General features: G+C 66.0%; 26 protein-coding genes, 1 pseudogene and 1 riboswitch. Of the genes and pseudogenes, 25 read left to right on the top strand and 2 right to left on the bottom strand.

Translation table 11 applies throughout. The features are described 5' to 3' along the window. Positions 1-2: 2 nt before the first annotated feature. A complete protein-coding gene (locus M6689_RS10940) occupies positions 3-944 on the bottom strand; it encodes an NAD(P)-dependent oxidoreductase (RefSeq protein WP_298271471.1) in 942 nt (313 codons plus the stop codon). Positions 945-1,161: 217 nt separating this feature from the next. Here M6689_RS10940 and M6689_RS10945 point away from each other — a divergent pair, with 217 nt between their 5' ends. Further along, on the top strand, positions 1,162-1,533 hold the full coding sequence (locus M6689_RS10945; RefSeq protein ID WP_298271473.1) for a flagellar protein FlaG: 372 nt from the start codon (positions 1,162-1,164) through the stop codon (positions 1,531-1,533). A gap of 161 nt (positions 1,534-1,694) precedes the next feature. Here M6689_RS10945 and M6689_RS10950 read toward each other — a convergent pair whose 3' ends face one another. Then, positions 1,695-2,549, bottom strand: coding sequence for an HDOD domain-containing protein (locus M6689_RS10950; RefSeq protein ID WP_298271475.1), 855 nt, complete (start codon positions 2,547-2,549; stop codon positions 1,695-1,697). 139 nt (positions 2,550-2,688) lie between these two features. Between M6689_RS10950 and yihA the strand changes: the two genes are divergently transcribed. The 24 genes and pseudogenes from yihA to cobD all read left to right on the top strand — a co-directional run bounded on the left by yihA (position 2,689) and on the right by cobD (position 25,022). Continuing rightward, positions 2,689-3,288 (top strand): ribosome biogenesis GTP-binding protein YihA/YsxC, encoded by a 600-nt coding sequence (gene yihA, locus M6689_RS10955; protein ID WP_298271477.1) that lies wholly within the window; start codon positions 2,689-2,691, stop codon positions 3,286-3,288. A gap of 105 nt (positions 3,289-3,393) precedes the next feature. Next, positions 3,394-3,628, top strand: a riboswitch (cobalamin riboswitch). Positions 3,629-3,719: 91 nt separating this feature from the next. Continuing rightward, positions 3,720-4,238, top strand: coding sequence for a bifunctional adenosylcobinamide kinase/adenosylcobinamide-phosphate guanylyltransferase (gene cobU, locus M6689_RS10960; protein ID WP_298271479.1), 519 nt, complete (start codon positions 3,720-3,722; stop codon positions 4,236-4,238). 87 nt (positions 4,239-4,325) lie between these two features. Continuing rightward, positions 4,326-5,384 (top strand): nicotinate-nucleotide--dimethylbenzimidazole phosphoribosyltransferase, encoded by a 1,059-nt coding sequence (gene cobT, locus M6689_RS10965; RefSeq protein WP_298271481.1) that lies wholly within the window; start codon positions 4,326-4,328, stop codon positions 5,382-5,384. A gap of 84 nt (positions 5,385-5,468) precedes the next feature. Continuing rightward, positions 5,469-6,218, top strand: a complete 750-nt coding sequence (cobS, locus tag M6689_RS10970; RefSeq protein ID WP_298271483.1) for an adenosylcobinamide-GDP ribazoletransferase — start codon at positions 5,469-5,471, stop codon at positions 6,216-6,218. Next, the gene (cobC, locus tag M6689_RS10975) at positions 6,215-6,823 is read left to right on the top strand and encodes an alpha-ribazole phosphatase (RefSeq protein WP_298271485.1); all 609 of its coding nucleotides are present in this window, start codon (positions 6,215-6,217) and stop codon (positions 6,821-6,823) included. The genes cobS and cobC overlap by 4 nt, the downstream gene beginning before the upstream one ends. 4 nt (positions 6,824-6,827) lie before the next feature. Next, positions 6,828-8,255 (top strand): cobyrinate a,c-diamide synthase, encoded by a 1,428-nt coding sequence (locus M6689_RS10980; RefSeq protein WP_298271488.1) that lies wholly within the window; start codon positions 6,828-6,830, stop codon positions 8,253-8,255. Next, entirely contained in the window at positions 8,252-9,559 is a 1,308-nt protein-coding gene (thiC, locus tag M6689_RS10985; RefSeq protein WP_298271491.1) for a phosphomethylpyrimidine synthase ThiC, read from the top strand. The genes M6689_RS10980 and thiC overlap by 4 nt, the downstream gene beginning before the upstream one ends. Positions 9,560-9,740: 181 nt before the next feature. Beyond that, a complete protein-coding gene (locus M6689_RS10990) occupies positions 9,741-10,772 on the top strand; it encodes an energy-coupling factor ABC transporter permease (protein ID WP_298271493.1) in 1,032 nt (343 codons plus the stop codon). Positions 10,773-10,915: 143 nt separating this feature from the next. Beyond that, entirely contained in the window at positions 10,916-11,440 is a 525-nt protein-coding gene (locus tag M6689_RS10995; RefSeq protein ID WP_298271496.1) for a hypothetical protein, read from the top strand. A 24-nt stretch (positions 11,441-11,464) separates the two neighbouring features. After that, entirely contained in the window at positions 11,465-12,217 is a 753-nt protein-coding gene (gene cbiQ, locus M6689_RS11000; RefSeq protein WP_298271499.1) for a cobalt ECF transporter T component CbiQ, read from the top strand. Next, positions 12,217-13,056 carry an ATP-binding cassette domain-containing protein gene (locus M6689_RS11005; protein WP_298271631.1) on the top strand — a complete coding sequence of 280 codons (840 nt, stop codon included), beginning with the start codon at positions 12,217-12,219 and terminating at the stop codon, positions 13,054-13,056. The genes cbiQ and M6689_RS11005 overlap by 1 nt, the downstream gene beginning before the upstream one ends. Position 13,057: 1 nt before the next feature. After that, complete coding sequence (locus M6689_RS11010) at positions 13,058-13,441, top strand: CbiX/SirB N-terminal domain-containing protein (protein ID WP_298271502.1); 384 nt, start codon at positions 13,058-13,060, stop codon at positions 13,439-13,441. Beyond that, positions 13,441-14,088 (top strand): precorrin-8X methylmutase, encoded by a 648-nt coding sequence (locus tag M6689_RS11015; RefSeq protein ID WP_298271505.1) that lies wholly within the window; start codon positions 13,441-13,443, stop codon positions 14,086-14,088. The genes M6689_RS11010 and M6689_RS11015 overlap by 1 nt, the downstream gene beginning before the upstream one ends. Then, the gene (locus M6689_RS11020; protein ID WP_298271508.1) at positions 14,085-14,627 is read left to right on the top strand and encodes a pyridoxamine 5'-phosphate oxidase family protein; all 543 of its coding nucleotides are present in this window, start codon (positions 14,085-14,087) and stop codon (positions 14,625-14,627) included. Before M6689_RS11015 ends, M6689_RS11020 begins: the two co-directional genes overlap by 4 nt. A 2-nt stretch (positions 14,628-14,629) precedes the next feature. After that, positions 14,630-15,742, top strand: coding sequence for a cobalt-precorrin-5B (C(1))-methyltransferase (locus tag M6689_RS11025; protein WP_298271510.1), 1,113 nt, complete (start codon positions 14,630-14,632; stop codon positions 15,740-15,742). A 39-nt stretch (positions 15,743-15,781) separates the two neighbouring features. Next, a complete protein-coding gene (gene cbiE / locus M6689_RS11030; protein WP_298271513.1) occupies positions 15,782-16,999 on the top strand; it encodes a precorrin-6y C5,15-methyltransferase (decarboxylating) subunit CbiE in 1,218 nt (405 codons plus the stop codon). Then, positions 16,999-17,700, top strand: coding sequence for a precorrin-2 C(20)-methyltransferase (cobI, locus tag M6689_RS11035; protein ID WP_298271515.1), 702 nt, complete (start codon positions 16,999-17,001; stop codon positions 17,698-17,700). Before cbiE ends, cobI begins: the two co-directional genes overlap by 1 nt. 23 nt (positions 17,701-17,723) lie before the next feature. Continuing rightward, positions 17,724-18,045 (top strand): annotated as a pseudogene (locus tag M6689_RS11040) (BglII/BstYI family type II restriction endonuclease); the annotation flags it as partial. Next, positions 18,046-18,711, top strand: coding sequence for an MT-A70 family methyltransferase (locus M6689_RS11045; RefSeq protein WP_298271519.1), 666 nt, complete (start codon positions 18,046-18,048; stop codon positions 18,709-18,711). Between the two features lie 27 nt (positions 18,712-18,738). Further along, positions 18,739-19,560, top strand: coding sequence for a precorrin-4 C(11)-methyltransferase (gene cobM / locus M6689_RS11050; RefSeq protein WP_298271522.1), 822 nt, complete (start codon positions 18,739-18,741; stop codon positions 19,558-19,560). Positions 19,561-19,596: 36 nt separating this feature from the next. Continuing rightward, complete coding sequence (locus M6689_RS11055; protein ID WP_298271525.1) at positions 19,597-20,652, top strand: cobalt-precorrin 5A hydrolase; 1,056 nt, start codon at positions 19,597-19,599, stop codon at positions 20,650-20,652. 16 nt (positions 20,653-20,668) lie between these two features. Beyond that, complete coding sequence (locus M6689_RS11060; protein ID WP_298271528.1) at positions 20,669-22,993, top strand: cobyric acid synthase; 2,325 nt, start codon at positions 20,669-20,671, stop codon at positions 22,991-22,993. Further along, positions 22,990-23,943, top strand: coding sequence for an adenosylcobinamide-phosphate synthase CbiB (gene cbiB, locus M6689_RS11065; protein WP_298271531.1), 954 nt, complete (start codon positions 22,990-22,992; stop codon positions 23,941-23,943). Before M6689_RS11060 ends, cbiB begins: the two co-directional genes overlap by 4 nt. Next, positions 23,940-25,022 carry a threonine-phosphate decarboxylase CobD gene (cobD, locus tag M6689_RS11070; protein ID WP_298271533.1) on the top strand — a complete coding sequence of 361 codons (1,083 nt, stop codon included), beginning with the start codon at positions 23,940-23,942 and terminating at the stop codon, positions 25,020-25,022. The genes cbiB and cobD overlap by 4 nt, the downstream gene beginning before the upstream one ends. Positions 25,023-25,032: the final 10 nt, after the last annotated feature.

The following is a 25,032-nucleotide window of genomic DNA, read 5'->3' on the forward strand; positions in this document are numbered from 1 at the left end:
GCTCAGATGTTCTTGTGGGGGGTGCGGCCAAGCAGAGCGTATCCTTTGAGAAGTTCCCGGATGCCGTCATCGAGGGTCCTTTTCGCTTCAAAGCCGGCCTCCCGCAGTCGTTGGTTCGACACGATGTAATTGCGCTTGTCGGGATCGCTGCCGACCTCGGCAAAGTGGATGAAGAAACCGGGCACATATTCCTTGATTTTCAGTGCCAGTTCCTCCTTGGAGAGATTGGCGGCGTCCAGCCCGACATTGTAGGGACGGCCGATCATTGCAGGCGCGTTTTCGATGCAGTGGATGAAGCAGTCGGCGACGTCTCTGATATGGATATAGTTGCGCTTGAAATCCTTTTCGAAGATGACCAGATACCGGTCGCTCACGGCTGCATACACGAAGTGGTTGACGAGGAGGTCCATCCTCATCCGGGGGGAGAGACCAAACACCGTTGCCAGCCTCAGGGTAATGGTGTTCGGGGCTGAGAGCACCGCCGCTTCTGCTTCCGTCTTGGTCTGGCCGTACAGGGATATCGGTTCCAGGGGGGTTTCCTCGGTGCAGTAGACATCGCCCGACTTGGTGCCGTAGCCGCTGTTCGTGGTTGGATAGACGACCAGTTGAGAGGGGGTGCGAAGTTTTAAGACTAGTTGGACCGCATCGAGATTGACCGTGCGAGCCATGAGGGGGTCCCGGTCGCATGCCGGGGCACCAACTATGGCTGCAAGCGGAATGATGACGTCGGCGGTGGAGACTAGTTTTCTCATCACGCTTTCATCGCGCGCATCGCCAGGGACAAAATCAAAGTCGGGATTTGCACACAGATGAAAGAGATTCTGCTCGCCGTACATCAGATTGTCGACGACAGTCACCTTGTGCTTCTTGTCGAGCAGATGCTCGCAGAGAATGGAGCCCAGGTAGCCTGCCCCACCTGTAATAAGAACCCTGAGAGAAGACATTGAATTCCTCCGTCGTCGGTGGTTGTTTCCTCGGCGCGCAAGCTAACTCAGCCGCTCCGAAGGTTTTTTTCGGATTCGAGCGATTTGTGCAACTGATATGCCAGAGGGATGGTAGGTCAGAAAAACACTATGCAGGTCAGATTTTTCCTAAAGCTATCTTTTCCTCTGCCGAAAAGTGACATATGGGGGAACTTAATCAACGGAAGAGGGTGCGGGAATGAGCGTCGAGGTCATCGGTGGCAATGGGGGAACGCAGGTGGTCGTTTCTCCGTCGACGGATGGAAAAGTGTCACAGCCGGAGAAGAAGAACGAGGTCGCAAAAGCTGAACTTCCCAAAGAGGCGGTGAAGCATCCTCCGGCTGAGGAAGAAAAGGCCCTCAAAGAGGCGGCGGCGAAGATTAACGAGTTCATCGAGTCGATGACCACGGATCTGCGGTTCTCCTTCGACAGGGATGCCGAACGGATGGTGGTGAAGGTTCTGTCGCGCAAGGACGGCGAGGTGATCAGACAGATCCCTTCCAAAGAGGCCCTTGAGATCGCGAAGGCGCTCGATACCCTCAAGGGATTGATCATCCGCAAAAAAGCCTGACCGTTTTCCCGGGATTGGGGGCACTGTGCCTCTGGCGTCAGCCCATATGCCAGCGGAGGTGGAGTGGCTCGCCCTGAGCAGATATCGTTGACCTCATAAAAGCTTTGCGCTCGAAAAAAACCGCCGGGGAGGCGGTTTTTTTGTGGCGTGCCGGCGTCGCGTCAGTCGTTCAGAAAGAAGCTCTTGTTCTCCTCGAACGTCTGCCGGAAGGTTTCCAGGGCGGTTTCGACCGTTTCGGGGGTGTAGCCCAGCAGCTTCGCCTCGGGGGTGTTGGCCAGGTCGAGGCCGTCTTCGGCCTGCCGGTCGCCGATGCCGAGTTTCTTGCAGAACTTGTCGGCGAGGCTCGTGGTGGCGGTGAGAAAGAGCTCGTACTGGTCGGTGAGGGGCGCCGTGGCGAAGTGGTGGTGGTGCATGACCGCCGTGGAGAGGGCCTCGGGGAAGTTCCACTTCCTGATGACGAGGGCGCCGACGTCGGCATGGGTGAAGGGGTAGAGGCTCCGCTCGGCCTCCTCGAAGGGGATGCCGTCGTTGTAACAGCGCATCATCACTTGCTGGAAGGTGTGGGGGTCCTGGTCGTTCATGATGGTCTTGCCGATGTCGTGGAAGAGCCCCGCCAGGAAGCCTGTCTCCTCGTTGATGAACCTGCCGCTGGAGGCGATGATGCGGGCGGCCAGGGCCGCGCCGACGGCGTGTTCCCAGAGCATCTTCTCGGTGAGGCCGAACCGCTTGCAGATCTGCTTGAGGGAGGCCGCCACCACGAGGCTCTTCAGGGTCTTGAACCCCAGCAGCATGATGGCGGCCGACAGCGTGTTGATCTGCCGCTGGCAGCCGTAATAGGCGGAGTTGGAGAGCTTGAGGATGCGGGCCGCCACGGCCGGGTCTGCGGAGACCGTCTTGGCGATCTTTTCGATGGTGACGTCTTCCTGCTCCATCATCTCGATGACCTTGGTGGCCACCAGTGGGATCGTCGGAAGGTCAACGGCGGACATGATGAGAGTTTCGAGTTCCTTGTTCATGGTGGCGTCCTGTCCCGGTTATGGTTCTCCGAGAGTCATGCAAGTTTCTCGCCCGTGGAGTGGAGGCTTTCGTTGCCAAGGGGAGGGGGAAGGTGGTATTACTGACATCAAGTATCGTCTGTCAGCGGGGATTTGAACAATGCATGTCACCAGCACGGAATTTGTCAAAAGCGCAACGAAGCCGGCCAATTATCCGCCGGAGGAGTTTCCGGAGGTCGCCTTCGCCGGCCGCTCCAATGTCGGAAAATCGTCACTGATCAACGTCCTCGTCAATCGCAAGGGGCTGGTCCGGACCAGCTCCACGCCGGGGAGGACCCAACTGATCAACTTCTTCCTCGTGAACGGGGGGCTGATGCTCGTGGACCTGCCGGGGTACGGCTTCGCCAAGGTGCCGCTGGAGGTGAAGAAGCAGTGGGGTCCCATGATGGAGACCTACCTCTCCACCCGCCGCACCCTCGGCTGCGTGGTGCTCATCCTCGACATCCGGCGGGTGCCGACGGAGGAGGACCGCCAGATGCTCCAGTGGCTGCGGGCCTACGGCATCCCGACCCTGGTGGTGGTGACCAAGTGCGACAAGGTGTCGAAGAACGAACGGGCCCGGCAGGCAGCCGTCATCGCCCGGGAGACGGGACTCTCCCGCGACGAGATGCTCTTCTTCTCGGCCCTTTCCCGCGAGGGGAAGGAGGCGGTCTGGGGGCGGATCGGCGAGTTGCTGGCGACGGAGAGGGAGCTCGATTGACCCTCTCCCGCTGGGAGAGGGTGGCCGAAGGCCGGGTAAGGGTGAGATCACAGAACTTCTTCGTTGACTTTCACCGGTCGCTCTGTTTAGATAGGACCGCACAATCGAATAGTTAAACGTTCAGGTGCTTCTGCCGCACGGCAGGAGGTAAAAGGGAAAAGGGTGCGAAACCCTTGCTGTCCCGCAACTGTGAACGGTGATGAAAGCCGCAACGATGCCACTGATCTGGTTTCGACGGCGGAAACGGCGAGTCCGTCGTTTCCGCGCGTAAACCCCGGGAAGGCGCGGCGAGTAAAGCGATCCGTGAGCCAGGAAACCTGCCTGAATGTCCGCTTTACAGGACCTCCGCGGAAGAGGCTCCGAGGCCCGGCGCATATTCAGGATCACCGGTTTTCGACCCCGCTTCTTCCCAGGAGGCGGGGTTTTCGTTTATGGCGCGGGTGATTTTCATAACGGGCGGTGCCCGCAGCGGCAAGAGCCGCCTGGCCGAGGAGCTGGCCCTCGGGTTCGGGGCACCCCTGGCGTATGTCGCCACCGGAGGCGCCGGCGACGGCGAGATGGCGGAGCGGATCGCCCGGCACCGGGCGCGGCGCGGCGATCACTGGACCACCGTGGAGGAGCCCCGCGACCTTGCCGGGGCCCTTGCCGGAGTCGACGGCCGGTTCAACGCGACGCTCGTCGACTGCGTCACCCTCTGGCTGAGCAACCTCCTCTTTGCGGGGAACGATTCGCCCCAGATTCTGGAGTCTGTCGGAAAATTGACGAAACTCTTCCCGCTCTTGACAACCCCCCTGGTCATCGTCTCCAACGAGGTGGGGCTAGGAATCGTCCCCGACAACCGTCTCGCCCGCCAGTTCCGGGACCTGGCCGGTGAGGCGAACGAGCGGATCGCCGCGGCGGCCGACGAGGTCTACGTCACCTTCAGCGGGCTGCCGCTGAAACTGAAGTAGGGGCGAATCTTGTATTCGCCAAGTGCCAGAAAATGGGCGATCACAAGGATCGCCCCTACGGATAAATCTTAACGATGAGGTAATGCCATGTCCCTTCTGAACGAAGCCTTGTCAAAAATCCAGCCGCTCGACCCGGCGCTCATCGCCCAGACCCAGGCGAAGCTCGACAACAAGACCAAGCCCCTCGGGTCGCTGGGGAGGCTCGAGGAGTTCGCCTGCCGCTACGCCGCCATCTCCGGCAGTCTGGAACCCCCCACCTGGAAGAAGGTGATCTTCACCTTCGCCGCTGATCACGGGGTGGTGGCGGAAGGTGTTTCCGCCTTCCCCAAGGAGGTGACGGTCCAGATGGTGTACAACTTCCTCGCCGGCGGCGCGGGGGTGAACGTCCTGGCCAAGCACGTGCGGGCCGAGGTGCTGGTGGTCGACATCGGCGTCGACCACGACTTCGGCGACACCCCCGGCCTCATCGGCCGCAAGATCGCCCGCGGCACCCGCAACCTGGCCCAGGGGCCCGCCATGGCCCGCGAGGAGGCGATCGCCGCCCTGGAGGTGGGGATCGAGCTGGCCAACGGCTGCAAGAGCGAGGGGATTGCCATGGTGGGAACCGGCGAGATGGGGATCGGCAACACCACCCCCTCCTCGGCGATCATCGCCGCCTTCACCGGCCGCCCCGTTGCCGGGCTGACCCATCGGGGGACCGGGATCAACGACGCTTCGCTGGCCCACAAGGTCCGGGTCATCGAGCAGGCCCTCGCCGTGAACCGCCCCGATCCTGCCGATCCCATCGACGTTCTGGCCAAGGTGGGGGGGCTGGAGATCGCCGGCATCGCAGGTCTGGTCCTCGGCTGCGCCGCCAACCGGATCCCGGTGGTGGTGGACGGCTTCATCTCCACCGCCGGGGCCCTGGTGGCCAGTGAACTCTGCCCCACCGTGAAGGAGTATCTCTTCGCCGCCCACCGCTCGGTGGAGATCGGCCACGCGGTGATGCTGGAGCGGCTCGGCGCCGAGCCGATCCTCGACCTCCAGATGCGCCTCGGCGAGGGGACCGGCGCGGCCCTGGCCATGGGGCTCATCGAGGCGGGGGTCAAGATTCTGAAAGAGATGGCCACCTTCGAAGAGGCCGGGGTGGCGGAAGGGGAATACTGAAAGGCAGGGGCTCGGGACTGGGGGCTTGGGACTAGCGAAAAGCTTTTTCCAGCCCCGAGTCCCCAGCCCCGAGCCCCTGTGTTTATGCGTCTTTATCTCATCGCCCTCCAGTTTTTGACCGTCATCCCGCTGCCGCTGCGGCTCCGCTGGGAAGAGAACGACCTGGGGCGCTCCATGGCCCTCTTCCCCCTGGTGGGGCTCACCATCGGGGGGCTTCTGGCCGGGGCCGATCTCCTGCTGGCCCCCTATCTCCCCCGGCCGGTGGCGGACCTCCTCCTTGTGGTGCTCCTGGCGGGGGTAACCGGCGCGCTCCACCACGACGGCCTGGCCGACGTCTGCGACGGTCTGGCGGCCCGGGGGGCGAAGGAGCGGTTCCTGGCGGTGATGAAGGATTCCCGGATCGGGGCCGTCGGCGTGGTGGGGCTTGTGCTCGGGCTGCTTCTCAAGTACGAGGCGCTCCTCGCGCTGGCGCCGGAGGTGAAGGGGCGGGCGCTCCTCCTTTTCCCGACCGTGGCCCGCTTCGCCCAGGTGCAGATGACCGTCGGCTCCCGGCGGGCGCGGAGCGACGGCCTCGGCGCCGCCTGCATCGCCGGCGCGGGGATCCCCCAGTTCGTCGCCGCCTACGCCACGACCCTGGCCGCTGCGTACCTGCTGCTGGGGACCCGGGGGCTCGCCTGCTGCCTCGTCCTCTACCTCGTCACCTGGGGGATCAGGCGCTGGTCCCACCGCCGCCTCGATGGGGTTACGGGGGACGTCATCGGCTGCGCCAGCGAGCTGAACGAGATCATCTGTCTCCTCGTCATCGTGGGGATGTTTCACGGAGTAACCGTATGACACCGAAGACACGCATCTATCTCATCCGCCACGGCGAGGTCGAAGGGGGGGGGACCGGCGTCCGCCGCTACAACGGCCAGACCGACGTGGCGCTCTCGGAGCGGGGGAAGGCGATGTACCACTCCCTCACGGAGCGCCTCGCCGGCACCCGGATCGCGGCCTGCTACACGAGCGACCTCACCCGCTGCGCCTGGGGGGCGGAGCTGCTCGGCGCCCACCTGGGGGTGAGGCCGGTGCCGCATCCGGAGCTGCGGGAGCTGAACATGGGGACGTGGGAGGGGAAGAGTTGGGACGAGCTCAAGGCCCAGCACCCCGACGAGTGGCGGGCGCGGTTTGCCGATATCGTCAACTACCGGGTCCCCGGGGGGGAGAATGTGGTCGATGTCCACCGGCGGGTGATGCCGGTCATCGACGGGATCGTGGAGCGCCACCGGGGGGAGGAAGTCCTGGTGGTGGCCCACGGCGGGGTGAACCGGGTCATCCTCCTCAGCGCCATCGGCGCGCCGCTTGCCAGCCTCTTTGCCATCGAGCAGACCTACTGCTGCCTGAACATCATCGACTACTTCGCCGACGGCCATGCGGTGGTAAAGCTTCTGAACGGGTGACTTCATGAAATCGATCATCATCGCCGCCCCCCACAGCGGTTCGGGGAAGACCACCATCACCATCGGCATCATGGAGTGCCTCCGGCGCCGCGGGCTGACCGTGGCCCCCTTCAAGGTGGGGCCCGATTTCATCGACCCCGGCTATCACCGCCTCGTCTGCGGCCGCCCCTCCGTCAATCTGGACGGCTGGATGTGCGGTCCCGATTTCGTGCGGGAGACCTTCGTCCTCCACAGCCGGGGGAGCGACATCGCCGTCATTGAGGGAGTGATGGGGCTTTTCGACGGGATCGGCGGCGTCTCCGACGAGGGGAGCACCGCCCAGGTTGCCCGGCTCACCGGCGCGCCGGTGGTGCTGGTGGTGGACGCCAAGGGGCTCGCCCGGAGCGCGGCGGCCATCGTGAAGGGGTTTGCCGGGTTCGATCCCGGGGTGCGGCTCGCCGGGGTGATTTTCAACGGCGTGGCGAGCGAAAACCACGGCCGGATCCTCCGGGAGGCGGTGGAGAGCGCCGCGCCGGAAGTGCGGGTGCTCGGCTGCATCCCCCGGGACGAGCGGCTCCATATCCCCTCCCGGCACCTGGGGCTCGTGACCGCCGAGGAAAACCCGCTGCCGGCCGAATTTCTCGACCACCTGGTGGAGGTGGTGCGGGAGTCGGTGGACCTCGGGATGCTGTGGGGGGTGGCCATTCCCCAGGGTGCCCCCGATGCGCCGCAACCGGCAGCGGCGAAGAAACGGCCGACGCCGCCGCTCCGGATCGCCGTGGCGCGGGACGCCGCCTTCTGCTTCGTCTACGGGGACAACCTCCGGCTCCTGGAAGAAGCGGGAGCGGAGCTGGTGCCGTTCTCCCCCCTGGCCGACGGGGCGCTGCCGCCCGCCATCGCCGGCATCTACCTCCCCGGCGGCTACCCCGAGCTCTTCGCCGACGCCCTGGCGGCCAACGGCGCCATGAAGGACGAGATGCGGCGGGCGATCGAGGAGGAAATGCCGGTCTACGCCGAGTGCGGCGGGTTCATCTACCTCACCCGCGGGGTGGAATCCCCTTACCCCCACTCCCTCTCCCCAGGGGAGAGGGGTGCCGAAGGCGGGGCGAGGGGGCACGAATTCGTCGGCATCTTCCCGGTCGCCACCCGGATGCTCCCGCGCCGCAAGGCCCTCGGCTACCGGGAGGTGGCGCTTGCGGCAGACGGCCTCCTCGGCCCCGCCGGTGCGATCGCCCGGGGCCATGAGTTCCACTACTCGGAGATGGAGGAGATGCCTCCGGAGGTGGAGCGGACCTTCCGGCTCCACCGGGGGGGTGTCGACCTAGGGCGTGAAGGATACCGCTACCGAAACTGCCTCGCCTCCTACGTCCATCTCCACTTCGGCAGCAATCCGGGGCTGGCGGAGGCGTTTGTGGCAAATTGCAGAGAATACTTTCAAAGGAGCATGCCGTGAAAACCCAGATCGAACTGGCCCGCGAAGGAAACATAACCCCCCAGATGACCGCCGTGGCCGCCGCCGAGCAGGTATCCCCCGATTACGTCCGCCGGATGGTGGCGGAGGGGAAGATCGTCATCCCCTGGAACCACAACCGAAAACCGAAGGCCGTCGGCATCGGCAAGGGGCTTCGCACCAAGGTGAACGCCTCCATCGGCACCTCTTCCGACATCATCGACTACGACGCCGAGGTCCGCAAGGCCCGGGCCGCCCGGGAGGCCGGGGCCGACACCCTGATGGAGCTCTCCGTGGGGGGTGACCTGGACCGGGTGCGGCGGGAGGTGATCGCCGCCGTGGATCTTCCGGTGGGGAACGTCCCCCTCTACCAGGCGTTCTGCGAGGCGGCCCGCAAGTACGGTAACCCCAACCGGCTCGACCCGGAAATGCTCTTCGACCTTATCGAGCGCCAGTGCGAGGATGGCATGGCCTTCATGGCGGTCCACTGCGGCATCAACCTCTACACCATCGAGCGCCTGAAGCGCCAGGGATACCGCTACGGCGGCCTCGTCTCCAAGGGGGGGGTGAGCATGGTGGCCTGGATGATGGCCAACGGCCGCGAAAACCCCCTCTACGAGCAGTTCGACCGGGTGACCTCGATCCTCAAGAAGTACGACACGGTCCTCTCGCTCGGAAACGGCCTGCGGGCCGGCGCCATCCACGACTCCTCCGACCGGGCCCAGATCCAGGAGCTCCTCATCAACTGCGAGCTGGCGGAGCTTGGGCGCGACATGGGGTGCCAGATGCTCGTTGAAGGGCCGGGGCACGTCCCCCTGGACGAGGTGGAGGGGAACATCCAGCTCCAGAAGCGGATGAGCGGCGGCGCCCCCTACTACATGCTCGGCCCCATCTCCACCGACGTGGCGCCGGGGTTCGACCACATCACCGCGGCCATCGGCGCGGCCCAGTCTTCCCGCTACGGCGCCGATCTCATCTGCTACATCACTCCTGCCGAGCACCTGGCGCTCCCCAACGAGGAGGATGTCCGCCAGGGGGTGAAGGCGGCCAGAATCGCCGCCTACATCGGCGACATGAACAAGTACCCGGAGCGGGGCCGGGAGCGGGACAAGGAGATGAGCAAGGCGCGCCGGGACCTCGACTGGCAGAAGCAGTTCGAACTCGCCCTCTTCCCGGAGGATGCGAAGGCGATCCGCGCCAGCCGCACCCCCGAGGACGAGGCGACCTGCACCATGTGCGGCGACTTCTGCGCCTCCCGGGGGGCGGGAAAACTCTTCGCGGCCGACCTGCGGGGGGATAAGATTTAAGGAGCGAATAACACGGAGAAACGGAGAGCACGGAGAAAAGAACCATGCACAGTGAATCTTCCAAGGTGAAACCTGCAATGCTTTGCATGTCGTTCTCGTTCGTTGAATTTTTTGTGGCGCCGCCTTCAGTTCTCTCCGTGTTCTCCGTTTCTCCGTGTTGAAAGAAGGTTTTGAGGTTGTCATGAAAACGGTGCTTATTATAGAGTGCTTGCTCCTTCTGCTGGCCACCCCAGCCCATGCCATGCACATCTCCGAGGGGATCCTCCCCTTCGGCTGGGCCGCCGTCTGGTTTGCCGTGGCGGCGCCCTTCGTGGCGATGGGGGTGCGGCGGATGAACGACCTCTCGAAGGACGACCTCTCGGTGAAGCCGCTGGTGGGGCTCATGGCGGCGGTGGTCTTCATCATCTCCTGCATGCCGATCCCGGTCCCCTCCGCCGGCACCTGCTCCCACCCATGCGGTACGGGGATCTCGGCGATCCTCGTCGGGCCCTTCGTCTCGGTGGTAATCAGCGCCGTGGCGCTCCTGATCCAGGCGCTTTTCCTCGCCCACGGCGGTCTGTCGACCCTCGGGGCCAACATCGTTTCCATGGGAGTGGTGGGCTCCTGCGCCGGGTGGTTAGTCTTCCGTGGGCTCCGTGCGATGGGGGCGAACCTGGCGGTGGCCGGCTTTGCGGCAGGGATCGTCGCCGACTGGGGGACCTACCTCGCCACCTCGGCGGAGCTTACCGCCGGCATTCGGGGGAGCGAGCCGTTCTGGCCACTTTTCAGCAAGATATTCGTCGCCTTCATCCCGACCCAGCTCCCCCTCGGCATCCTGGAGGGGGCCATGACCGCCGGAATGGTGGTGCTCCTCCACCGCAAGCGCCCTGATCTCCTCGTGAAGATGCGGGTAATCCCGGCAGGGACCGGGGACCGGCGACCGGCGACCGGTGCAGTCGCCTTGCTGCTCGCTGTGTTTCTGGGAGGGTTGCTCCTCACGCCTCACCTCTCCCGCGCCGCCGAGAAGTGGAGCGGCGTGGACGAGACAGTGGTGGAGAAGGTTGCCAAAGAACACGGCCGGGAGGCGCGGGAGCCCCTCATCAACACCGACCGGGGGGACCTCCTCCTCTTCGTCTTCCTTCTGGCCGGGGCGACGGGGGGGTTCGCGGCAGGGTACTGGTGGCGGGCACTCGTGGCGGAAAAGCGGGACCGTCGGGGCGACGACGCGGGGTAAGTGCAGGGGGAGGGATGCCCCGGTGATACATCAATTTTGAATTTTCTTGTCCCGCCAACTGCGGTAAGCTGTGGGCCACGAACGGGACGGAAGACGGCGGTACCGGCCGCCGCCCCGACACTGCCCGACAGGGGGAGGTCTTGATGGCGGACTTTGGTGTGATCTACGGAAATGGAGCCAATGGCTGGGTGGATGCGGTACTGGAGAGCTTCATCAACGAGGCGGTTTCCCTGGAGATGAACGTTTCACGGCTCTATGCCCTGTTCCAGGATTATTTCCCCGAGGACGGGGAGCTCTGGCAGACCCTTTCCATCGAGGAGGAAAACCACGCCCTCCTCCTGCGGCTCGCCAGAAAGCATTTCGTGTCGGCCGGGATCTTTCCGCGGGAGATCCTTCCCGAGTCGGTGGACTCCCTGAAGGAAATGAACCGGGAGCTGGAGCGTCTCATCGAAGCGTTCGAGCTGGAGCCCCCGGAGCGGGTCGAAGCCTTCCGGCTGGCCGTCACCATTGAGGAGTCGGCGGGGGAGATCCACCTTCAGCGCGCCATGGCGGCGGCGCAGGGTTCGGAGGCCATCAGGATCCTGCAGACCCTGAACAACGACGACCGGGACCACGCCGACCGGCTCAGAAGATACATGGAGGAGCGGGGAATCGGCGGAGCGCCGTGACCCGCCGGAACGGCCACTGACCCTATGCATCAGATCGTCAATCCCATACCGAATACCCATTTCCTCGCGGGGGTCGACCCGCGGGTGAAGCTCGTCTCGGCCCTGGCGCTCCTCGTCCTGGTCATGAGCAGCAGGGGGGGCGCCTTTCCGCTCACGGTGGCCGGGCTTTCGCTCGGGCTCTGCCTCTGGATGGGGGTACCGCCGCGGCTCTTCTTCGTCCGCTTTGCCGAGCCGATCTTCATCGCAGCCATGGTGATAGTGCTGAAGCTTCTCTTCAGCGGCCACGAGGCGCTCTTCGCCTTTTCCTGCTTCGGCCTGGAGATAGTCGGCCACCGCGACGGCCTCGCCGCGGGGGTCGCCATCGCCTCCCGGATCGCCGGCGCGGTGTCGGTGGTGGCGGCGGTGGGGTTTGCCACGCCGTTCACCGATCTCATGGCCGCCCTCTCGTGGCTTCGCGTCCCCCGCGGCTTCATCGAGGTCGCCCTCTTTGCCTGGCGCTACCTCTTCGTCCTCTTCGACGACGCCCAGGTGGTCTACGCCGCCCAAAAGAACCGCCTCGGCTATGCCGGCCTCCGGAGGGGGCTGCGCTCCTTCGGGACCCTGGCCGGGGCACTGGTCATCAAGGCCTTCGACAACAGCCAGACCGTCACCACCGCCATGGTCCAGCGGGGGTATGACGGCACCCTCCCCCTTTTGCGGCACCGCCCCCTGCGGGCCGGCGAGGTGGCGGGGTCGGTGGCGCTCGTGGCCGTCATGGGGCTCCTATGGCGGATGTAGTGCGGTTCGCGGTCGACATTCGCGCCTTCGCCTATCCCGACGGGACGAGGGCCCTCTCCGACATCCGCCTGGAGGTGGCGCGGGGGGAGTTCTGCGGCATCCTCGGCTCCAACGGCTCGGGGAAGACGACCCTGCTGCGGATCATGGACGGGCTCATCAAGGAGTACGACGGAGCGGTGCTCCTCGACGGCCGCGACGTCCGCCGGCTCCACCCCCGCGACATCTACCGGACCGTGGGGCTCGTCTTCCAGAACCCCGACGACCAGCTCTTCGCCCACACCGTCTTCGAGGACGTCGCCTTCGGGCCGCGCAACATGGGGTTCGGCGAGGCGGAGGTGAAGGCGCGGGTCGAGGCGGCCCTCGCCGCCGTGGAACTGGCGGAGCTGGCCGCCAAGAGCATCCACGCCCTGAGCTACGGCCAGAAGAAGCGGGCCTGCATCGCCGGGCTCCTCGCCATGGGGCACGAGGTGCTCCTCCTGGACGAGCCGACCGCCGGCCTCGACCCGATGGGGGAGTACCGGATGATGGAGCTTCTCACTCGCCTGAACCGCGACCAGGGGGTCACCGTCGTCATGGCGACCCACTCGGTGGACCTCGTGCCGCTCTTCCTCCACCGGCTCCACATCCTGAGCCGGGGAAGGCTCGTGCGGGGAGGTACGCCGGAAGAGGTCTTCACCGCCCCGGCGGAGCTGGAGAGCGTGAAGCTGCGGCTTCCCCACATCGCCGAGCTGATCCACCGGCTGAAGCATGAGGACGGCCTCCCGTTCCACCGCCTTCCCCTCACCATCGGCGAGGCGCGGCGGGAGATCGTGGAGATGATGGAATCGAAAAGGAGCTGACATGAAAACCGCAATACTGCTCATGGCCCACGGCAGCCGCATCCCCGAGGCGAACGACGCCGTGCGGGAGATCGCCGCCATGGTGAAGGAGATGACCGGCCATGAAATCGTCGAGGTCTCGTTCCGCGAGCAGCACCTCCCCAACATCCAGGAGGGGGTCGACGCCTGCGTGGCCAGGGGGGCGGAGCGGGTGCTGCTGATGCCCTATTTCCTCTTCGTCGGCGCCCACGTCCAGGAGGACCTCCCCGAGGAGATGGCCGAGGCGCGGCGGCGCTACCCCACCGTCGAGTTCGCCATGGGGGGGCACCTGGGGGTGCACCGCAAGCTGGCCGAGGTGGCGGTGGACCGCATCGCCGAGGCCCTCACCGCCACGGGGTGGCACTGATGTCGGTCCACCTGCGCCCCGAGGAGATCGAGGCCGAATCGTTCCGGATGATCGATGCCGAGGTGGGCCCCCACCCCTGGTCGCCGGCCCAGTGGCCGGTGGTGCGCCGCGTGATCCACACCAGCGCCGACTTCGACTATGCCCGCACCATGGTATTCTCCCGCGATGCGGTGGCGCGCGGCGTGGCGGCGTTGCGGGGAGGGCGGGGAATCGTCACCGACACCACCATGGCTCTCTCGGGGATCAGCCGGCCACGGCTGGACGCCTTCGGCATCCGGGGAAGCTGCCTCGTGGCCGATCCCCTGGTGGCGAAGACCGCGCAGAAACTCGGGGTGACCCGGTCGCTCCTGGCCATGCGCACCGCCGCCGCCAACCCGGAGAACGGCATCTTCGTCATCGGCAATGCCCCCACGGCCCTCTTCGAGCTCCTCCGCCTCATCCGGGAGGAGGGGGTGCGCCCCGACCTGATCGTGGGGCTGCCGGTGGGGTTCGTGGGGGCCGCCGAGAGCAAGGAGGCGCTCCTTGACCTGGAGCGCGATTTCCCGGAGATTCCCTTTATCACCAACCGCGGCCGCAAGGGGGGATCCAACGTGGCGGCGGCGGTGGTGAACGCGCTGCTGATCCTGGCGGGGGAGGGGATGTCATGAGGAAGGCCAACAAGCGGATCACCGAGTTTTCCCTCCTCGTGGAGCTCCTGCACCGCTGCCACGTGGGACGCCTCGGCACCGTGGGGCGCGACGGCTGGCCCATGGTGAAGCCGCTCAACTTCGCCTGGCACGAGGGGCGGATCTACTTCCACTGCGCCCCGGAGGGGGAGAAGCTCGACGAGATCCGGCACGAGGAGCGGGTCTGCTTCGAGGCGGACCTCCCCATCGCCTACGTCAAGGGGGCGCCCGACAACCCCTGCCGCGCCGAGTACCTCTACCGCAGCGTCATCATCCGGGGGCGGGCGCGGCTCGTGACGGAGGCGGCGGAGAAGGTCCTGGCGCTGGACGCCCTCATGAAGAAATACGAGCCCGGCGCCTCCTTTGCCCCCTACCGCGAGGAGAAGCTCGCCATCACCGGCATCGTCCGGATCGACGTGGAGGAGATGGTCGGCAAGGAGGAGCTCGGAAAGGGGGAGATCCGGGAGAAGACCCTGGCTCTCCTGGCGGGCGGCGGGCCGCTGCCGGTGGTGCTGGAGTAACCGTGACCACCCGACAGCTTCGCCACGGCTACACCACCGGCGCCTGCGCGGCGGCGGCGGCCAAGGGGGCGGCCCGGATGCTCCGGGAGCAGCGGCCCCTGGAGGAGATCGAGATCGTCCTTCCGCTGGGCGATCGGGCAACGTTTCGCCTCCGGGGGCAGGAGTTCGACGCGCGGAGCGCCTCCTGCTTCGTGGTGAAGGATGCCGGCGACGACCCGGACGTGACCAACGGCGCCGAGATCCACGCCACGGTCCGGCGCGAGCCGCTGAACCGCCCGGGGGCGAAGACGATGGTCTTCGTCACTGGCGGCCGGGGGGTGGGGAAGGTGACCAAGCCGGGACTCGCCGTGGCGGTGGGGGAGCCGGCCATCAACCCGGTGCCACTGCGGATGATCACCGAGGGGGTCCGGGAGGAGTTCCCGGTGGTCTGCCTGCCGCAGGTTCTTACCGTCACCATCTCCATCCCCAACGGCGAGGAACTGGCGAAGAAGACCCTCAACACCCGCCTCGGCATAGTCGGCGGGCTCTCCATTCTCGGGACCACCGGCATCGTGAAGCCGATCTCCGCCAAGGCCTGGACCGACACCCTCGACGCCGCCCTCGACGTGGCCCTTGCCTGCGGCAGCGACACGGTGGTCCTTTCCACCGGGAGGACGAGCGAGGTGGCGGCGCAGGAATTCTTCGGGGCTCGGGGCTCGGGACTCGGGACTGACCGGAAGCTTCCCGAGGAGGCGTTCGTCATGATGGGGGACCACGTGGGGTACGCGCTTCGGGCCTGCGCCCGCAAGGGGGTGCGGCGGGTGATCCTTGCCGGCCAGTTCGCCAAGCTCCTCAAGATCGCCTGCGGCCACGAGCAGACCCACGTCTCCTCCTCGGAACTCGACCTGAAGGTGTTGGCGGAATGGCTTCGTGAAACCGGACTCGAGTCCCGAGTCCCGAGTCCCGGCCTTTCACCCAACACCGCCCGGCAGGTGCTGGAGGAGTCGGGGAACGACCCCCTCCTCATGGAACTCGTCTGCTCCCGGGCGCGGGAGGCGGCGAGGCGGTTTGCCCCAGGCCTCGATATCGAGGTTTTGCTGGCGGGGTATGCTGCAACGGTGCTATATTTCGGCTAAAATTTCTGTCGTGCGATTCGTGCATTCTGGAGGTATCCCATGCCGCAGCAGAAAATCTATCTCGTCGGTGCCGGCATCGAGGGGTGGGAGGGGTTCGGCGCCAAGGCCCTGGAGGTGATCAATGAGGCGGAGATCCTCATTGGTCACCGGCGTCACCTCGACATCTTCCCCGACTTCCGGGGGAAGAAGCGGGAGCTGGGCGACCTCTCCATCCTCCTGGAGGAACTCAAAGGCACCGACAAGAAGACCGTGCTCCTCGGCTCCGGAGATCCCAATTTCTTCGGCATCGCCCGGTTCCTCCTCCGCAACCTCCCCAAGGAGCGGATCGAGATCTTCCCCAACGTTACGAGCGTCCAGTATGCCTTTGCCCGGATCAAGGAGCCGTGGGACGACGCCATCTTCGTCTCGGTCCACGGCCGGGGGCTGAAGCCCGCCGTCGACCGGATCGTCGCCGCCGAGAAGGTGGCGGTACTCACCGACAAGGTCAACACCCCGGCGGCCATCGCCCGGGAACTGATCCACCGCGGCGCCGAGGGGTACGAGGCGTGGCTCTGCGAAGACCTGGGGCTGCCGGAGGAGAAATTCACCAGGACCGACGTGAAGGGGCTCCTGGAACTCCCAGCCTCGGAGCTCAACATCCTGATCCTCATCAAGGCGTGGGAGCCCCAGCTCGCCCAGTATCCGGTGATCGGCATCGAGGACGACGAGTTCGCCACCGCCAAAAAACTGATCACCAAGCAGGAGGTGCGGGCGGTGACGCTGGCCAAGCTCCGGCTGCAGGACGATCTCGTCATGTGGGACATCGGCGCCGGAAGCGGCTCGGTCTCCATCGAGGCGTCGAACCTCGTCCCCAATGGGAGGATCTTCGCCCTGGAGAAGAACCCCCAGTACCTCACCTTCATCCGTGGCAACCTGAAGAAGTTCGTCGCCCGCAACGTGATGCTGATCGAGGCCTTCGCCCCCGAGGGGCTCGACGACCTCCCCGACCCCGACCGGGTCTTCATCGGCGGCTCCGGCGGGATGCTGGAGGAGATCATCGACGTCGTGGACCGGCGCCTCAGGCCCGAGGGGGTCATCGTCCTGAACGCCGTCACCCTGGACACCCTCACCAAGGCGGTGGAGTTCCTGGAGGACCACGGCTACACCGTGGAGGTGGCCTGCATCAACGTGGCAAAGACCCGGGGGCTCACCGAGTACAAGATGTTCGAGGCGCTGAATCCGGTCTACATCATCACCGCCCGGAAAGGTGAGGAATAGTGGCGAAGATCTACGCCGTCGGCGTCGGCCCCGGGGACCCGGAGCTGTTGACCCGCAAGGCCGAGCGGATCATCCGCCAGGCGCCCGTCATCTGCGCCCCCACCGGCGCGGCCGACGCCGCCAGCTACGCCCTCTCCATCGTGGAGCCGTTCCTCGACCGGAGCCGCCAGCGGATCATCAGCCAGGTCTTCCCCATGAAGAAGGAGCAGGCGGGGCTCGACGGGTTCTGGGATAAGGCCGCCGCCGAGGTGGCGGAGGAAGTCCGGCAGGGGAGGGACGTCGCCTTCATCACCATCGGCGACCCGTTCCTCTACTCCACCTTCCTCTACCTCTACCGGATCTTCCGGGAGCGCCATCCGGAGATCGCCATCGAGATCGTCCCGGGGATCTCCAGCATCAACGCCGCCGCGGCCGCCGCCGGCGTCCCCCTCGGGATGGCGGCCGAGCGGATTGCCATCCTTCCCACCACCTACGAGGATGACGAACTGCGCCAGACCTTCGCCGATTTCGACACCGTGATCCTCATGAAAGTGAACCGGGTCTTCGACCGGGTCCACGCCCTGCTGAAGGAGCTGGGGCTGGCGCGGAGCGCCGTCTTCATCCGCCGGGTCGGGTCAAGCGAGGAAGAGGTGGTCTTCGACCTGGAGCGGCTCGTGGGGGAGAAGCTCGATTACCTGTCGCTGCTGATCGTCAGGAAGTAGAAGTCACAGTCGATGAAAAAGTTATGGACTCTCCGACCCACAAAATCGATTGTTATAAAAACAGGATTGCTTTGGAAATTGAATGGAACAAAAGATTCATTCTTCGATAGAGATCTCAATAACTTCCGCCTGCTTTTCGATCTCAGAGCCATTAGTGTTGGCGTAATTATTACACGTTGTGATGAGTTGCAGGAAATCTTCGATGATCTGGGCAGGGGAAGTTCTTATGGTTCATCGACCACGCACATGAGTAAGCTGTTACCTCGTATCGAAGGCGGTGGAGGTGCTGGCTGCCCCATTCTGATCTTTGGAATTCGCAGAACCCTTTATGAAGAGGATATTTAAATGAAAAAGCAGCTTTCTGCTTCAGAGGACTTACTCAAGAGAGTCAAAGGCCACTATGGGACCATACTTGCAGACCCGCCATGGCGCTTCTCAAACAGAACTGGGAAAATGGCGCCAGAACATCAGCGTCTTCTCCGGTATCCGACTATGGAATTGGAAGAAATCATGGAGTTGCCGGTGCCAATGTTGGCCGCACCACAAAGCCATCTTTATCTTTGGGTTCCAAATGCGTTACTGGCCGAGGGTTTGGAAGTAATGAGGCGTTGGGGATTTATTTATAAGACAAACTTGATTTGGTACAAAACACGAAAAGATGGTGGACCAGATGGTAGAGGGGTTGGTTTCTACTTCCGAAATGTTACCGAAATTATTCTTTTTGGAGTCAGAGGTAGCTTAAGAACTCTTGACCCTGGGAGGACCCAGGTAAACATTATTTCGTCTAACAAACGAGAACATTCGCGGAAGCCGGACGAACAGTACAATATTATTGAGTCTTGTAGCCCAGGACCCTATTTAGAGCTTTTTGCTCGACACCCCCATCCCGGTTGGGCGTGCTGGGGGAATGAGGTTGATGACGAAGGACTGGTGTATCACGGCAAGAAGATCATAGAATTTCCACAGCCACGACTTTTTGAGAAGAAAGCAAAGTACTCGCCTGATCGTTAATTTTCTTCCGATTTTTCCTGTTTAACTATGCTTAGTTCGGAGAGGTTTTCCCCTGTGTCCTCTGTGGTTGAAAACAACATCGTCCACTTCATCGGCGCCGGCCCCGGCGATGTCGAGTTGATCACGGTCAAGGGGGCGCGCCTGCTGCGGGAGGCCGATGTCGTCGTCTATGCCGGAAGCCTCGTGGACCGCGAGCTGGTCCGCACCTACGCCCCCGACGCCGCGGTGTACGACTCCGCCGCCATGACCCTGGAGGAGACGACACAGGTGCTGGCCCAAGCGGTGGCCGACGGCAAGCGGGCGGTGCGGCTCCATACCGGCGACCCCTCCATCTACGGCGCCATCCAGGAGCAGATGGCGGAGCTGGACCGGCTCGGGATCGCCTACGCGGTGGTGCCGGGGGTGACCAGCGCCTTCGCCGCGGCGGCCACCCTGAAGCAGGAGCTGACCCTCCCCGAGGTCTCCCAGACGGTCATCATCACCCGCTTGGCGGGACGGACCCCGGTGCCGGAGCGGGAAAGCCTTGCCGGGATCGCGAAGATCGGCGCGACGCTCGTGATCTATCTCTCGGTCTCCATGATCGAACGGGTGGTGGCGGAGCTGCTGCAGGGGGCCTATACGCCGGCAACGCCGGCGGCGGTGGTGGCCAGGGCCTCCTGGCCCGACGAGGAGGTGGTGGAGGGGACCCTGGCCGACATCGCCACGAAGGTGAAAGAAGCCGGCATCGGCAAGCAGGCCCTGATTCTCGTCGGCGACGTGCTTCGGGCGCGACGGGAAGGGGTGAAGGCGAAGTCGCTCCTCTACGACCGGGAGTTTTCCCACGAGTTCCGCAAAGGTGTCATCACGTAGCAATTCCTTGCTGCACGTCGCTGTCCAGGGGCTTCCATGCGCATCGCCATCATCGCCATAACCCGCAACGGCGCCCGCCTCGGCACCCAGCTGCGGGACGGCCTGGGGAGCGCGCAGCTCCATGTGCTGCAGAAGTTCGCGGGGCAGGCGGGGAAGGGGGCGGTGCCGTTTTCAGGGGAACTGAAGGGGCTCGTGGCCCGGCTCTGGCCCGAGTACGATGGTTTCGTCTTCATCATGGCGGCGGGGATCGTGGTCCGGATGATCGCGCCGCACCTGGCGGGGAAGGATCGGGACCCGGCGGTGGTGGTGATGGACGACGCCGGCAGGTTCGCCATCTCGCTCCTCTCGGGGCACCTCGGGGGGGCCAACGAGCTCGCCGGCCGCTGCGCCTTCGTCACCGGCGCCCGGGAGGTGATCACCACCGCCACCGACGCCAATGACCTGCCTTCCTTCGATATGCTCGCCAAGGAGGGAGGGTGGGCCATCGACGACCTCAGCCGGGTGAAGAGCCTGAACGCCATGCTCCTGGAGGGGGAGGAGATCGCCGTGGTGGATCCCTCCGACCGGGTCCGGATCTGGTTCCATGGCCGGGGACGGCTCACCTTCCACAGTACCTTCGTGGAGGCGCTCCAGAGCGGCGCCCGCGGCTTCGTCTTCGTCACCAACCGGCGGCTCCCCCCCCAGTCCCAGGCGGAGAACCTTCTCGTCCTGCGGCCGCGGAACCTGGCCATCGGCATCGGCTGCAACAGCGGCACCCCTGCCGAGGAGATCGAAGAGGTGGTGGTGAGTCACCTGAAGCGTCTCTTCCTCTCCCTCAAGAGCGTTGCCTGCATCGGGAGTGCCGCCGCCAAGCGGGTCGAGGCGGGGCTCCTCGCCTTCGCGGAGAAGCATCACCTGCCGCTTCGGTTCTTCGAGAGCGCGGAGCTGAACGGTGTCCCCGTGCCGTCCCCCCCTTCCGCCCACGCCTTCGGGGCCATCGGCGCCACCGGCGTCGCCGAGCCGGCCGCGGTCCTCGCTTCGGGGGGGGGGAAGCTGATCCTCAAGAAGATCAAGAGCGGCAACGTGACCCTGGCCATCGCGGAAATCCCCTGAACTCATGAGGTGTTTGATGTCCAAGCTTTACGTCGTCGGCATCGGTCCCGGCGATCTCGACCATATGACCTTCCAGGCCAACGAGGCCCTCGACGCGGCCCAGGTGGTGGTCGGCTACAGGACCTACCTGGAGCTGATACAGCCGCTCATCGCCGGGAAGGAGATCGTCTCCTCCGGGATGATGAGGGAGGTGGAGCGCTGCCGCGAGGCCCTCGACATCGCCGCGTCGGGAAAGACCGTGGCCCTTGTCTCCAGCGGCGATGCCGGCATCTACGGCATGGCGGGGCTCGCCCTGGAGCTGGCGGCGGAGATGGCCGCCCCCCCGGAGGTGGTCGTCGTCCCCGGCGTCTCGGCGGTCCAGGCGGCGGCCTCCGTCCTCGGCGCCCCCCTCATGCACGACTTCGCCGTCATCTCCCTCTCCGACCTCCTCACCCCCTGGGACCTGATCGAACGGCGCTTGGTGGCGGCCGCCGCGGCCGATTTCGTGGTGGCCCTCTACAACCCCCGGAGCAAGGGACGGGTGACCCAGATCGAGGAGGCGCGTTCGATCTTCCTCGCCGCCCGCCCGTCGGAGACCCCGGTGGGGATCGTCCGCAACGCCCTCCGTGAGGGGGAGGAGCGCTTCGTCACCACCCTCGGGCGGATGCTCGAAACCCCCATCGACATGTTCTCCCTGGTCATCGTCGGCAACTCCTCCACCTTTGTCGACCGGGAGGGACGGATGGTGACGCCGCGCGGCTACGCCGGGGCTCGGGGCTCGGGACTCGGGGCCCGGAAGGAGAGTAAACCCCCAGCCCCCAGCCCCCAGCCCCCAGCCCCGAATCCCGGCAAAGCCGTGATGATCTGCGGCACCGCCTCCGACGTGGGGAAATCGGTCCTCACCGCCGGCATCTGCCGCCTCCTGAAGAACCGGGGGGTGCGGGTGGCGCCGTTCAAGTCCCAGAACATGGCCCTCAACTCGGCCGTGACCCCGGAGGGGGGGGAGATCGGCCGCGCCCAGGCGGTGCAGGCGGCGGCGTGCGGCATCCCTCCCCACACCGACATGAACCCCATCCTCCTGAAGCCCTCCTCCGACACCGGCAGCCAGGTCATCGTCCAGGGGACGGTGGTCGGGAACATGGCGGTGCAGGAGTACCACGTCTACAAGCCGACCGCCTTCGAGCGGGTGCGGGAGAGCTACGGGCGGCTGGCGGCGGCCCACGACTTCGTCGTCATCGAGGGGGCCGGGAGCATCGCCGAGATCAACCTGAAGGCCCATGACATCGCCAACCTCCGGGTGGCGGAGATGGCCGGCGCCCCGGCGATCCTCGTGGCCGACATCGACCGCGGCGGGGTCTTCGCCCAGATCGTCGGTACCCTGGAGCTCCTGGAGCCGGCGGAGCGGGAGCGGATCGCCGGGGTGGTCATCAACAAGTTCCGGGGGGACGCCTCGCTCCTCGGGCCGGGGATCGACTTCGTGCAGCGGCGGACCGGGGTGCCGGTCCTGGGCGTGGTGCCGTACTTCACCGGGTTCCGCATCCCCGAGGAGGACAGCGTCGCGCTGGAGAAGCGGGGACTCGGGACTCGGGACTCGGGACTCGGGGGAGAAAAACTGAACATCGGCGTGGTGAAGCTGTCGAGGATCTCCAACTACACCGACTTCGACGCGCTGGAGGGGGAGCCGGACGTGCACCTCACCTACGTGGAGGGGGAGGAGCAGCTCCGGGGGCTCGACCTCCTCATCATCCCCGGAAGCAAGGCGACCACCGTCGACCTCCTCTTCCTGACGGAGCGGGGACTCTTCGACGCGATCCGGGCCTTCCGCGGGGCCATCGTCGGCATCTGCGGCGGGTACCAGATGCTCGGCAAGCGGGTTTCGGACCCCCATGCCGTGGAGTCGTCGATCCGGGAGGCCGAGGGGCTCGGGCTCCTCGACGTGGTGACGGTGATGCTGGAACGCAAGACCACCCACCAGGCTTCAGCCCAGCTCCTCCCCGCCGGCTTCCAGGTGGCCCCCCGCTGCCGGGGGGAGCTGGCGGGATATGAGATCCACCTGGGGGAGACGATCCTCGGGGGCTCCGTCCGCCCCTTCGCCCGGGTGATGGCGCGTTCGGGGAAGCCGGTGGAGGTCCTGGACGGCGCCGTCTCCTGCGACGGGCGGGTCTTCGGCACTTACCTCCACGGGATCTTCGACAACGCCAGCTTCCGGACCTCGTTCCTCAACCGCCTTCGCCGGGGCAAGGGGCTGGAGGAGCGCCCGGCCGCGGAGCAGGAGGCCGACCCCTTCGACCAGCTTGCCGCGCACCTCGAACGGCACCTGGACCTGGAGCGGCTCTTCGCCCTCTGCGGACTCCCCCGGTGACGGGAGCCGCAGTTGCGATCATCGGCGCCGTGGCCCTCGACCTCCTCCTCGGCGACCCGCGGTGGCTCCCCCATCCGGTTGTCCTCATCGGAAGGCTCATCTCCCTGCTCGAAAAGCTCCTTCGCCGCATCGTGGCGGAGGAGCGGGCGGCGGGGGTGTTCCTCCTCGTCCTGACCGTCGGTGCCACCTTCGGCATTGCGTGGGGGCTCGTGCGGGGGGCGGAGCTCCTCCACCCCGCCGCCGGGGTCGCCGTTTCGGCCCTCTTGGGGTGGACCTGCCTGGCGGCCCGCTCCCTCCACGGGGAGTCGCGGCTCGTGGCCGACGCCCTGGTCCGGGGCGACCTGCCGGAGGCGCGGCGCTTCCTCTCCCGCATCGTCGGCCGCGACACGGCGGATCTTGACGAGTCGGAGATCTGGCGGGGCGTCGTGGAGACGGTGGCGGAGAACACCTCCGACGGGGTGATCGCGCCGCTCCTCTTTCTCATGATCGGCGGGGCGCCCCTGGCCCTGGCCTACAAGGCGGTCAACACCCTCGACTCCATGGTCGGGTACCGGAACGAGCGCTACCGGCGCTTCGGCTGGGCCTCGGCCCGCTTCGACGACCTGGCGAATCTCGTCCCCGCCCGCCTCACCGGGGTGCTGATCTGTCTCGCGGCGCCGCTGGTCGGGCTTTCGGGGCGTAACGCCCTGCGGATGATGCAGCGCGACGGCCGCAACCACTCCTCCCCCAACAGCGGCATCCCCGAGGCGGCGGCCGCTGGCGCGCTGGGGGTGCGGCTCGGCGGGACGAACCGCTACTTCGGAAAGCCGGTGGAGAAACCGACCATCGGCGACCCGCTCCGCCCCCTCGACGCGGGGGGCTGGCGCGGGGCCGTGCGCCTCATGTACGGCGCCGAGGGGGTGCTGGCGGCGTTCTGGCTGATTCATTCCATCGTCACGGAGAGCCTGTGAAGAACACCTTCGACCATGGCGGCACCGTCTTCGCCGTAGCCCGCTACCTCGGAGTCCCGCCCGAGGAGATCCTGGACTTCTCCGCCAGCATCAATCCCCTGGGTCCGGTGCCGGGGGTGCGGGAGGCGCTGGCCGCCGCCTTCGACCGGCTCGTCCACTATCCCGACAGCGACGCCGCCGAGCTGCGCGACGCCCTGGCCCGCCGCCACGGCCTCGCGCCGGAGTGCTTCTGCGTCGCCAACGGCTCCACGGAGCTGATCTACCTCGTCCCCAGCCTGGCGGCGGCGGGGCGCGGTCTCATCGTCGCCCCCCCCTTCTCCGAATACGCCAAGAGCCTCGCCCGGGGCGGCCGGGAGGTCGACTACCTTGACCTCTCCCCTGCAGACGGCTTCACGCTTTCGCCATCCTCCCTCAATGAGCGGCTTGGGGCCGGGGGGCACTCCCTCCTCTTTCTCTGCAACCCCGGCAACCCCACCGGCAGGCTCATCCCCCGCGCCGGGGTGGCGGAGGTTCTCGACATCTGCCACCGCCGCGGCACGTTCCTCGTTCTGGACGAGGCGTTCATCGACTTCTGCGAGGAGGAGTCGGCCGTAGCCCTGGCGGCGGAGCGGGAGGGGGTGGTGGTGCTCCGCTCCATGACCAAGTTCTTCGCCATCCCGGGGGTGCGGCTGGGCTCCGCCGTCGGCCACCCGAGGACCATCGCCCGGCTCGCCCCCCTGCGGGAGCCGTGGAGCGTCAATACCCTTGCCCAGGTGGCGGGGATCGCCTCCCTCGCCGACCCCTCCTATCCGCGCCGCACCCGGGATCTCGTGGCGGCGGAGCGGGAGCGGCTGGCGGCGGGGCTTACCCGCCTGCCGGGCCTTTCCCCCTTTCCGTCGACGGCGAACTACATCCTGGTGGAGATCACGGCGGGGCCGGATGCCCCGGCGCTCTGCCGGCGACTGCGGGAGGAGCGGATCCTCGTGCGCGATTGCTCCACCTTCCGGGGGCTCGACGGGCGGTTTTTCCGCGTGGCGGTGCGGGGCGGGGAGGAGAACGATCTGCTGCTGGCGGCCCTGGGGCGGGCGCTGGCGGGGTGAGGGGTGCGGG

Source organism: Geobacter sp. (assembly GCF_027327745.1).
Classification (GTDB): Bacteria; Desulfobacterota; Desulfuromonadia; order Geobacterales; family Geobacteraceae; genus Geobacter.

Bases quoted from the DNA above. Each gene is read 5' to 3' on its own strand.
- M6689_RS10940 (WP_298271471.1), bottom strand. From the start codon at position 944: ATGTCTTCTCTCAGGGTTCTTATTACAGGTGGGGCAGGCTACCTGGGC.
- M6689_RS10945 (WP_298271473.1), top strand. From the start codon at position 1,162: ATGAGCGTCGAGGTCATCGGTGGCAATGGGGGAACGCAGGTGGTCGTT.
- M6689_RS10950 (WP_298271475.1), bottom strand. From the start codon at position 2,549: ATGAACAAGGAACTCGAAACTCTCATCATGTCCGCCGTTGACCTTCCG.
- yihA (WP_298271477.1), top strand. From the start codon at position 2,689: ATGCATGTCACCAGCACGGAATTTGTCAAAAGCGCAACGAAGCCGGCC.
- cobU (WP_298271479.1), top strand. From the start codon at position 3,720: ATGGCGCGGGTGATTTTCATAACGGGCGGTGCCCGCAGCGGCAAGAGC.
- cobT (WP_298271481.1), top strand. From the start codon at position 4,326: ATGTCCCTTCTGAACGAAGCCTTGTCAAAAATCCAGCCGCTCGACCCG.
- cobS (WP_298271483.1), top strand. From the start codon at position 5,469: ATGCGTCTTTATCTCATCGCCCTCCAGTTTTTGACCGTCATCCCGCTG.
- cobC (WP_298271485.1), top strand. From the start codon at position 6,215: ATGACACCGAAGACACGCATCTATCTCATCCGCCACGGCGAGGTCGAA.
- M6689_RS10980 (WP_298271488.1), top strand. From the start codon at position 6,828: ATGAAATCGATCATCATCGCCGCCCCCCACAGCGGTTCGGGGAAGACC.
- M6689_RS10990 (WP_298271493.1), top strand. From the start codon at position 9,741: ATGAAAACGGTGCTTATTATAGAGTGCTTGCTCCTTCTGCTGGCCACC.
- M6689_RS10995 (WP_298271496.1), top strand. From the start codon at position 10,916: ATGGCGGACTTTGGTGTGATCTACGGAAATGGAGCCAATGGCTGGGTG.
- cbiQ (WP_298271499.1), top strand. From the start codon at position 11,465: ATGCATCAGATCGTCAATCCCATACCGAATACCCATTTCCTCGCGGGG.
- M6689_RS11010 (WP_298271502.1), top strand. From the start codon at position 13,058: ATGAAAACCGCAATACTGCTCATGGCCCACGGCAGCCGCATCCCCGAG.
- M6689_RS11015 (WP_298271505.1), top strand. From the start codon at position 13,441: ATGTCGGTCCACCTGCGCCCCGAGGAGATCGAGGCCGAATCGTTCCGG.
- M6689_RS11020 (WP_298271508.1), top strand. From the start codon at position 14,085: ATGAGGAAGGCCAACAAGCGGATCACCGAGTTTTCCCTCCTCGTGGAG.
- cbiE (WP_298271513.1), top strand. From the start codon at position 15,782: ATGCCGCAGCAGAAAATCTATCTCGTCGGTGCCGGCATCGAGGGGTGG.
- M6689_RS11045 (WP_298271519.1), top strand. From the start codon at position 18,046: ATGAAAAAGCAGCTTTCTGCTTCAGAGGACTTACTCAAGAGAGTCAAA.
- cobM (WP_298271522.1), top strand. From the start codon at position 18,739: ATGCTTAGTTCGGAGAGGTTTTCCCCTGTGTCCTCTGTGGTTGAAAAC.
- M6689_RS11055 (WP_298271525.1), top strand. From the start codon at position 19,597: ATGCGCATCGCCATCATCGCCATAACCCGCAACGGCGCCCGCCTCGGC.
- M6689_RS11060 (WP_298271528.1), top strand. From the start codon at position 20,669: ATGTCCAAGCTTTACGTCGTCGGCATCGGTCCCGGCGATCTCGACCAT.